8 protein-coding genes are annotated in these 8,902 nt (G+C 72.2%); 4 read left to right on the forward strand and 4 right to left on the reverse strand.

All coding sequences use genetic code 11. From position 1 onward, the window contains the following. Positions 1 to 50 precede the first annotated feature (50 nt). Positions 51 to 560 (reverse strand): GNAT family N-acetyltransferase, encoded by a 510-nt coding sequence (locus tag ACTHLI_RS09005; RefSeq protein ID WP_440182883.1) that lies wholly within the window; start codon positions 558 to 560, stop codon positions 51 to 53. A gap of 159 nt (positions 561 to 719) precedes the next feature. Between ACTHLI_RS09005 and typA the strand changes: the two genes are divergently transcribed. Continuing rightward, complete coding sequence (typA, locus tag ACTHLI_RS09010) at positions 720 to 2,633, forward strand: translational GTPase TypA (protein WP_440182885.1); 1,914 nt, start codon at positions 720 to 722, stop codon at positions 2,631 to 2,633. 16 nt (positions 2,634 to 2,649) lie between these two features. Here the strand turns inward: typA and efeB are convergent, their stop codons facing one another. From efeB to efeU, 3 genes are read right to left on the reverse strand one after another with little or no spacing between them, the layout of a single operon-like run. After that, a complete protein-coding gene (efeB, locus tag ACTHLI_RS09015; RefSeq protein ID WP_440182887.1) occupies positions 2,650 to 3,918 on the reverse strand; it encodes an iron uptake transporter deferrochelatase/peroxidase subunit in 1,269 nt (422 codons plus the stop codon). Beyond that, on the reverse strand, positions 3,919 to 5,166 hold the full coding sequence (efeO, locus tag ACTHLI_RS09020; RefSeq protein ID WP_440182888.1) for an iron uptake system protein EfeO: 1,248 nt from the start codon (positions 5,164 to 5,166) through the stop codon (positions 3,919 to 3,921). Further along, positions 5,153 to 6,703 carry an iron uptake transporter permease EfeU gene (gene efeU / locus ACTHLI_RS09025; protein WP_440182889.1) on the reverse strand — a complete coding sequence of 517 codons (1,551 nt, stop codon included), beginning with the start codon at positions 6,701 to 6,703 and terminating at the stop codon, positions 5,153 to 5,155. The genes efeO and efeU overlap by 14 nt, the downstream gene beginning before the upstream one ends. A gap of 114 nt (positions 6,704 to 6,817) precedes the next feature. Between efeU and ACTHLI_RS09030 the strand changes: the two genes are divergently transcribed. The 3 genes from ACTHLI_RS09030 to ACTHLI_RS09040 are packed head-to-tail and all read left to right on the forward strand — an operon-like array spanning position 6,818 to position 8,894. After that, positions 6,818 to 7,246, forward strand: coding sequence for a histidinol dehydrogenase (locus ACTHLI_RS09030; RefSeq protein WP_440182891.1), 429 nt, complete (start codon positions 6,818 to 6,820; stop codon positions 7,244 to 7,246). Between the two features lie 3 nt (positions 7,247 to 7,249). Beyond that, complete coding sequence (gene fdxA / locus ACTHLI_RS09035; protein WP_440182893.1) at positions 7,250 to 7,567, forward strand: ferredoxin; 318 nt, start codon at positions 7,250 to 7,252, stop codon at positions 7,565 to 7,567. A gap of 40 nt (positions 7,568 to 7,607) precedes the next feature. Beyond that, a complete protein-coding gene (locus tag ACTHLI_RS09040) occupies positions 7,608 to 8,894 on the forward strand; it encodes a citrate synthase (RefSeq protein ID WP_440182895.1) in 1,287 nt (428 codons plus the stop codon). Positions 8,895 to 8,902: the final 8 nt, after the last annotated feature.

An 8,902-nucleotide genomic window follows, 5' to 3' on the forward strand; every position in this document is an offset into this window, starting at 1 on the left:
GTTCAGGAGATCTGCGCGCCGAGCGCCAGGATCTCCTGAACGACGAAGGGTCAGTCGCAGCGGAGGCGGCTGAACAGCACGGCGTCGTGGAAGGCGCCCGCGCGCCACTGCGCGTGGCGCAGCACGCCCTCGCGGGTGAACCCCGCGCCGGCCAGCGCGCGCTGCTCCGCCACGTTCGTCACGTCGGTGCACGCCTCCAGCCGTTCCCAGCGGGTGAACGCGAACAGGTGCTCCGCGAGCAGGCGCTGCGCGGCCGTCCCGTAGCCGTTGCCGCGGTGCTCCGCGAACAGCGCGATGCCGATGTTCAGCGCCTGCCCGTGCGGCGGCGGTCCGTGGTGGACGGGGGACCAGCCGACGTCGCCGACCATCCCGATCCCCGCCACGTCGACGACGAGGTTGCCGTGGTCGGGCCCGAGCATGCCGTCGGAGGCGAAGCGGCGAGACCGCGCGTCCGACGCGGACCACCCGAAGAAGTCGATCGCGCCCACCTCCGGTGCGTGCGCGTCCGCGAGCGCCGCGTCCTCGGCGGTGTAGGGGCGGAGGCGGAGCGCTGCGGCCATGCCGGAACGGTACCCGTCGGCCCCGGAACACCACCGGCGGGTACGCTGTTGTGGTTCCAGTCGCGCCAGGACGGCGCCGACCTGCGTGAGCGCGCCCCGGATCCGACGGTGGCGCCGCGCCTCCGGCCGCTGCCGGACCACGACCGAAGGGCCCCCATCATGGCGCACGCCACCCGCTCCGACCTGCGCAACGTCGCCATCGTCGCGCACGTCGACCACGGCAAGACCACCCTCGTCGACGCGATGCTGAAGCAGACGCACTCGTTCGGCGAGCACGCGCACGTCGACGACCGCGCGATGGACAGCAACGAGCTGGAGCGCGAGAAGGGGATCACGATCCTCGCGAAGAACACCGCGATCACGTACCGCGGTGCCCACTCCGAGACGCCCGTCACCATCAACGTCATCGACACCCCCGGGCACGCCGACTTCGGCGGCGAGGTGGAGCGCGGTCTGTCGATGGTCGACGGCGTCGTGCTGCTCGTGGACGCGTCCGAGGGCCCGCTGCCGCAGACCCGCTTCGTGCTCCGCAAGGCGCTCGAGGCCAAGCTGCCGGTGATCCTGCTCGTCAACAAGACGGACCGGCCGGACGCGCGCATCGACGCGGTGGTCCACGAGTCGCAGGACCTGCTGCTCGGCCTCGCCTCCGACCTCTCCGACGACGTGCCGGACCTCGACCTCGACGCGATCCTCGACGTCCCCGTCGTGTACGCCTCCGGCCGGAACGGCGCGGCGAGCTGGAACCGGCCGTCCAACGGCTCGCTGCCGGACAACCCCGACCTCGAGCCGCTCTTCGAGGCGATCCTGAAGCACATCCCGGCTCCCGACTACGACGACGAGCACCCCCTGCAGGCGCACGTCACGAACCTCGACGCGACGCCGTTTCTCGGCCGGCTCGCCCTCATCCGCATCTTCAACGGCACCCTGAAGAAGGGCCAGACGGTCGCCTGGGTGCGGCACGACGGCTCGACGCAGAACGTCCGCATCACCGAGCTGCTCGCGACGAAGGCGCTGGAGCGCTTCCCGACCGAGTCGGCGGGCCCCGGCGACATCGTCGCGGTCGCGGGCATCGCCGAGATCACGATCGGCGACACGCTCGCGGACCCGGAGGACGTGCGGCCGCTGCCCGCGATCCACGTCGACGACCCCGCCATCTCGATGCTGATCGGCACCAACACGTCCCCGCTCGCCGGCAAGGGTGGCAAGGGCCACAAGGTCACGGCGCGCCTCGTGAAGGACCGCCTCGACCGCGAGCTGGTCGGCAACGTCTCCGTCAAGGTCGTCGACGTGGGCCGGCCGGACGCGTGGGAGGTCCAGGGCCGCGGCGAGCTCGCGCTCGCGATCCTCGTCGAGCAGATGCGGCGCGAGGGCTACGAGCTGACGGTCGGCAAGCCGCAGGTGGTCGTGAAGGAGATCGACGGCAAGACGCACGAGCCGTTCGAGCACCTGACGATCGACGCGCCGGAGGAGCACCTCGGCGCGATCACGCAGCTGCTCGCCGCGCGCAAGGGCGTGATGACGACGATGTCGAACCACGGCAGCGGCTGGGTCCGCATGGAGTTCCGGGTGCCGTCCCGCGGGCTCATCGGCTTCCGCACCGAGTTCCTCACCATCACCCGCGGCACCGGCATCGCCAACGCGATCTCCGACGGCTACGACCGCTGGGCGGGCGCGATCACGACCCGGGTGAACGGGTCGATGGTCGCGGACCGACAGGGCGTCGTGACGCCGTTCGCCCTCCAGAACCTCCAGCAGCGCGGCGTCTTCTTCGTGAAGCCCGCGGAGGAGGTCTACGAGGGCATGGTCGTCGGCGAGAACAGCCGCCAGGACGACATGGACGTGAACGTCACGAAGGAGAAGCAGCTCAACAACATCCGCTCCTCCACGGCGGACGAGCTGGAGCGCCTCACCCCCTCGCGCGAGCTGTCGCTCGAGGAGAGCCTCGAGTTCGCCAGGGACGACGAGTGCGTCGAGGTCACCCCGGAGGCGGTGCGCATCCGCAAGGTGCACCTCGACCAGCAGACCCGCGCCCGCAACGCCTCCCGCCTGAAGCGCGCGACCGCCGACGCGTAGCGAGGGCTCGGGCCCGCTACGTGAAGAGGTCCTGGCCGAGGTAGTGGCCGCGCTTCGGCGCGGCCGGCGTGAAGAAGATCGCCGACCCGATGTGCTGGATGTACTCGTTCAGGCGGTCGGAGCTCCCGAGCCGGGTCTGCAGCGTGATGAAGTGCTGCGGGTCGTTCTGGTACGCGATGAACAGCAGCCCCGCATCGAGGAGGCCGTACCGGTTGAGCCCGTCGGTGTAGTTGTAGCCGCGACGGAGGATCTTCACGCCGCCGTTGTGCTCGTGCGCGGCGAGGGAGACGTGCGAGGTCGGCGGGATGACCGTGCTGCCGCCCGCTCGCTTGGCGAAGTCCGGGGTGTCGAACTCCCGCTTCCCGGTCAGCGGCGCCCCGACCGCCTTGGTGCGGCCGAACACGGCCTGCTGGTCGCCGACGGGGTCCGCGTCCCAGGTCTCGATGTTCATCTGGATCTTCCGGACGACCTGATAGCTGCCGCCGCGCGTCCACGGCTGATCGTCGTCGACCCAGACGAACCGCGTGAAGTCGGCCTGCTCCTTGATGTTCCGGGTGCCGTCCTTGAAGCCCATCAGGTTGCGGGGGGTCGCCTGCCCCTTCCCGGCGGAGGCGCGCCCGAAGCCGAGCACGGTCCATCGGGTGGTCGCGACGCCCCTGGCGATCCGCGCGAGGTCCCGGATCGCGTGGTACGCCACCTGGGGATCGTCCGCGCAGGCCTGGAGGCTGAGGTCCCCGCCGCTCGTCGCCTCCTGCAGCTGATCGCTCGGCATGGCAGGCAGGTCCGCGAGGTGCTTCGGCCGCTTGGCCGCGAGCCCGAAGCGCTCGTCGAACACCCCGGGGCCCAGCCCGAGCGTCACGGTCAGCGACGCGGGGGAGAGCTGGTAGGCCTCGCCCGTGTCGAGCGCGACCGCGCTCGGTCCCTTCGGCTCGACGCTGCCGATCGGCAGCCCCTGCATCATCTGGGCGATCGCGCCTGACCAGCGGGCGAGCAGCACCTGCAGGTCGGAGGCGAGCGGCGAGGTGAGGTCGAACGTCATGTAGACCGAGTAGCGCTGCTGCTCGGTCTCGATCCCGGGCTGGTGGGCCTCGTCGTAGAACGGATGGCGCCGCGCGAGGTCGACGACCTCCGACCCGTCCTCGTCGGGGGACGATCCGGTGGCGGCGAGCGCCGCCGCGCCTCCCGCACCGGCGGCGACCCCCGCCGCGACCCCGCCCGCGATGCCCGTGAGCAGCCCGCGGCGGGAGACCCGGGACGCCGCCTCCCGATCCTCGTCGTCGCGCATTCAGGCCGTCGCCACCTTCTCGGCGATCTTCGACAGCGGGTCCTGCAGGCTCTGCACGAGCCGGCTGAGCGTCGCGGCGTCCTTCGCCTGCACGGCCACGGTGTACCGCTCGTAGCCGCCCGGCTGGTGCGGGTCCTGGTAGGCCCGCAACGCCTCCTGCACCGCTGTGAAGCGGTCGGCGACCTGCTGGGTCAGGGCCGGATCGATCTGCCGCAGCCCCGGCTCGAGGTTCGCGAACGCCTGCTCGGCGCCCTCGATGTTCGCGGCGAAGTCGACGAGGTCGAGGTGGCTGTACCGCTCCTCCTCGCCCTTGATCTTGTTCGTCTGCACCTCCTCGAGCAGGCCGGCGGCGCCGTTCGCGAGGTCCTCCGGCCGGTAGTCGAGGCCCTTCGCGAGGGTGACGAGCTGCCGCACGTTCGACGTGAGGTCCGCCGCGTACCGCTTGGTCGTGGCCGTGATCCGGCCGCCCTTCCACAGGTCCCGCTCGATCGCGTGGAAGCCGCTCCACCCGACCTTCGGGTCCAGGTTCGAGGCGCGCATGTCGACGAGGTAGTCGAGGTTGCCCCTGTTGTCCGTCGCGGACGCCCCGGGCAGCACGAAGCCCGCGACGTCCGACTCGACCTTCTCGTAGAACGGCCGTGCGAGGGCGTACTGGCGCTTCGCCGCCGCCACGTCGCCGCCGTCGACGGCCGCCTGGAGCCGCTGCACGGCGGTCACCATGTCGGCGAGCGTGGAGGCGGCGTACACGCCGTACCGCTTCGCGCCGTCGGCGAGCAGCACCGCGGCATCGCTGCCGCTCGACGCGGCGGCCTCGCCGGTGACGGTGAACGGGATCGATTCGGCGGTGCCGCCCGGGCAGACGACGGCGTACCGGCCTCCGGTCAGCGTGCTGGTGAAGGAGACGGCCGCGAGGCCGGGCGCGAGGTTCTCCTTCTCCCCGACGATGCGCTGGCCCTGCACGAGCTCCACCTCCGTGATGCCGGTCGCGCTCCGGTTCGTCACGGTGAAGGTGACGGGCCCGGCGGCCGCGGTGGTGTGCGAGACCCGGCACTCGTCCCCGGAGGTGCCGGAGACGAGGTCGATCGCGACCTTCGCGACGCCCTTCGACACGGGCGCGGCCGTCGAGCCGGCCGTCGCGCCGCCGCTGGATGCGGCTCCGGCGCTCGAGCACGCCGCGAGGAGCGCGACGACGGTCGGGACGAGCACCGCGGCGGCGGCGAGTCGGGCACGGCGGTCATTCGACGGCATACGGGGTGCTCCTGGGTCGGTGGGCGGAGGAGGGACCTGCGGTGGCGCGGCGCGCGGTGCGGACCGCGGTGGCCGCGACGAGGACGGCGGCGGCGAGGGCGGCGAGCGGCAGCTGGACGCCCCAGAGCGACCGCTCCGGGCCCGCGGTGGCGGCGTCGGCGATGGCCGAGGACGTCGCCGAGACGGACGCCGCGGACACGCGCCAGCCGTCGGCCCCGGCCCTCCCTGCGCTGCTGACGGTGACGGTCCTGGGCGTGTCGAGGCCGCCCCCGGTCAGGGTCACGATGGTCGTGGCCGTCCGGGACGCGTCGACGAGCGCGCCGCCCGAGGTCCACGCCGTGGTGGTGGTCCTGGCCGACCACGCCGCCGTGAAGGGGCCGGGATCCTGGACGGGGTCGAGCCCCACCGGCAGCCGACCGTCGGCGGCCGTCCGGACGTCCGCGAGATCGAGGGAGGCCGGCCCGGCGACCGCGGACGTGCCGTGCACGGTCCGCTGCTCCGCGTCGACGCCGGCGTGGGTCGTCGGTGTCCCGGCCGGCAGCGCGATGCGCTCCGTGCTGCCGCCGTGCCGGACGACGAGGGTGTTGCCGTCGAGGGCCGCCGTGCCGCCACCGGCGAGCGCCACGGGCCCGGCGGGGGCCGAGGAGGCCGTCGGCACGGCGAGCGCCAGGACCAGCGCGAGGCCGCCGAGGCCGAGGGCGACACCCCAGCGCAGGCGTGCCGCCGCGCGCCCGGCCGGCCGGTGCTTCGCGGGCCAGTACACGAAGAGGGCGACCGGGATCACGTACGCGAACCAGGCGACGACTTCGATCAGCCGGGGGTCGGCGGGGATGCCGAGCATCCCCGTGATGAGCGCGCCCTGCACGGAGCCGCTCGGCGCGAGCCAGCCGAGGTCGACGGTGCGCTGCTGCCCGGCGACGATCCAGCCGGCCTCGTGCGCGGTGTGGACGGCGGTCAGCACGAGCCCGGCCGCGACGAGGATGAGGAAGGCCCCCGTGATGCGGAAGAACCGGCCGAGGTCGATCCGCACGCCGCCGGCGTAGATGCCGTAGCCGATCGCGGCCGAGACGAGGATGCCGAGCACCGCTCCCGTCGCGGCGAGCCCCGCGCTCTGCGCGGCGCGGAAGGTCGCGAGCAGGAACACGCTCGTCTCGAAGCCCTCCTTCAGCACGGCCAGGAAGGCCATCACCGCCAGCGCGGTTGCGCCGCCGTCGTGCAGGGCCTCGCCGGCTGAGGCCTCCAGCTCGCGCTTCATGGACCGCGCATGCCGGTTCATCCACAGCAGCATGCTCGTCACGAACACGACCGCGACGGCGCCGATCACCGTCTCGAGCGCCTCCTGCTGCGCCTGCGGCAGCGCGGACTCGAGCAGCCACAGGGCGATGCCGACGGCGGCGCTCGCGGCGACGGCGAGCCCGACCCCGAGCCACATCGCGCCGAGCCCGCGCCCGTTGCGCCGGAGGAAGGCGGCGACGATGCCGACGATGAGCGCGGCCTCGAGTCCCTCCCGCAGGCCGATGACGAGGGTGGCGAGCACGGCTGGTCCTTCCCGATCGACGGGCGGCCCCGGAGGCGCGCACCGAGAGGGAAGGTTAGCCTGCCCTTACTCCCATTGCGAGCCCCGGACGGCGACGATCGGGAGGTGCCAGCCGTGTCGAGCCGTCGGGACCTCGCGATCGGGGTCCTGCTCAGCGCGCTCGCCGGCCTCGTCATCGGGACGCTCGGGACCTTCAAGCACCAGGTCGGGGTCTCGGCCGCGACGGGCGCGGGCTTCCCCGTCGGGCTGCTCCTGTCGCTCGCCATGGTCCTCGCCGTCCTCACGGCGCTCCGGGTCGGATTCGGCACCCGCTGGTTCGCGCTCGCGGCCGGCATCGGCGTCGTGGTCGCGGTGCTGGTCCTGACGCTGCCGGGGGCGAGCGGCGGCTCCACCGTGATCCTCCTGAACGCGGAGGGGATCGTGTGGACGGCCGGGACGCCCGTGCTCGGCGCGGTGGTCGTCGCGTGGCCGGCCCGGCGTCGGCCGGGCGTCCGGGAGGCCGGTGGGATACTGGAGTCCGCCGAAGCGAAGAAGGACGACTGAGTAGTGACCTATGTGATCGCGCTGCCGTGCGTGGACGTCAAGGACCGTGCGTGCATCGACGAGTGTCCGGTCGACTGCATCTACGAGGGCGACCGGATGCTCTACATCCAGCCCGACGAGTGCGTCGACTGCGGCGCCTGCGAACCGGCGTGCCCCGTCGAGGCGATCTACTACGAGGACGACCTCCCGTCGCAGTGGTCCGACTACTACCGGGCCAACGTCGAGTTCTTCGACGAGGTCGGCTCGCCGGGTGGGGCCGCGAAGGTCGGCGTGATCCACAAGGACCACCCCGTCGTCGCCGCGCTGCCGCCCCAGGCCTGAGCGCCGAAGGGGCACAGCGGCCTCCCAGTAGGGTGTTTCGGTGACCGACGCCGATCGCGAGACCGCGACCCTCAAGTTCCCGGGCGGCACCGCCGAGTTGCCGATCCTGCCCGCCACCGCGGGCGCATCGAGCCTCGACATCGCGGGCCTGACCAGGAGCACCGGCCTCACGACCCTGGACAACGGGTTCGTGAACACGGCGTCGACCAGGTCGGCCATCACGTTCATCGACGGCGACCGGGGGATCCTGCGCTACCGCGGGTACCCCATCGAGGAGCTCGCGCAGCACTCCACCTACCTCGAGGTCGCCTGGCTGCTCATCCACGGCGAGTTGCCCACTGAGTCGGAGCTCGCCGACTTCGACGCGCGCATCCGTCGCCACACCCTGCTGCACGAGGACATGCGGCGGTTCTTCACCGCGCTGCCGCACACCGCGCATCCCATGACGGTGCTCTCCTCCGGCATCAGCGCGCTGTCCACCTACTACGAGGACTCGCTGTCGGTGCACGACCCCGAGCAGGTCGAGGCGGCGACGATCCGGTTGCTCGCGAAGCTGCCCGTCATCGCGGCGTACGCGCACAAGAAGACGCTCGGCCAGGCGTTCCTCTACCCGGACAACTCCCTGTCGTTCGTGGACAACTTCCTCCGGCTGAACTTCGGCACGAACGCGGAGCCCTACGAGGTGAACCCGGTCCTGTCGAAGGCGCTCGAGCGCCTCCTGATCCTGCACGAGGACCACGAGCAGAACGCCTCCGCCTCCACCGTGCGCATGGTCGGCTCGACGGAGGCGAACATGTTCGTGTCCGTCGCGGCCGGCATCGGCGCGCTCTCCGGCCCGCTGCACGGCGGCGCGAACGAGGCCGTGCTCACGATGCTCGCGCAGATCCGCGACTCGGGGGAGGGCGTTGAGAAGTTCGTGGAGCGCGTGAAGAAGAAGGAGGAGGGCGTGCGCCTGATGGGCTTCGGCCATCGGGTGTACAAGTCCTACGACCCGCGCGCGAAGCTCGTGAAGGAGAGCGCCGACGAGGTGCTCGACTCGCTCGGCGTCGTCGACCCGCTGCTCGACCTCGCGCGCGAGCTCGAGCAGATCGCGCTCGAGGACGACTACTTCATCGAGCGCAGGCTCTACCCCAACGTCGACTTCTACACCGGCGTGCTCTACAAGGCGATGGGTTTCCCGGCGCGGATGTTCACGGTCCTGTTCGCGATCGGCCGCCTCCCGGGCTGGATCGCGCACTGGCGCGAGGCGAACGCGGATCCGGCGACGAAGATCGGCCGCCCGCAGCAGCTCTACGTGGGCCCGACGGAGCGCCACCTCTCCCGCTGACCTCCGCC

It is taken from the genome of Amnibacterium sp., assembly GCF_051956055.1.
In the GTDB taxonomy this organism is placed as follows: domain Bacteria; phylum Actinomycetota; class Actinomycetes; order Actinomycetales; family Microbacteriaceae; genus Amnibacterium.

Excerpts from the sequence above, each read along its gene's own strand:
- ACTHLI_RS09005 (WP_440182883.1), bottom strand. The coding sequence starts at position 560 with ATGGCCGCAGCGCTCCGCCTCCGCCCCTACACCGCCGAGGACGCGGCG.
- typA (WP_440182885.1), top strand. The coding sequence starts at position 720 with ATGGCGCACGCCACCCGCTCCGACCTGCGCAACGTCGCCATCGTCGCG.
- efeB (WP_440182887.1), bottom strand. The coding sequence starts at position 3,918 with ATGCGCGACGACGAGGATCGGGAGGCGGCGTCCCGGGTCTCCCGCCGC.
- efeO (WP_440182888.1), bottom strand. The coding sequence starts at position 5,166 with ATGCCGTCGAATGACCGCCGTGCCCGACTCGCCGCCGCCGCGGTGCTC.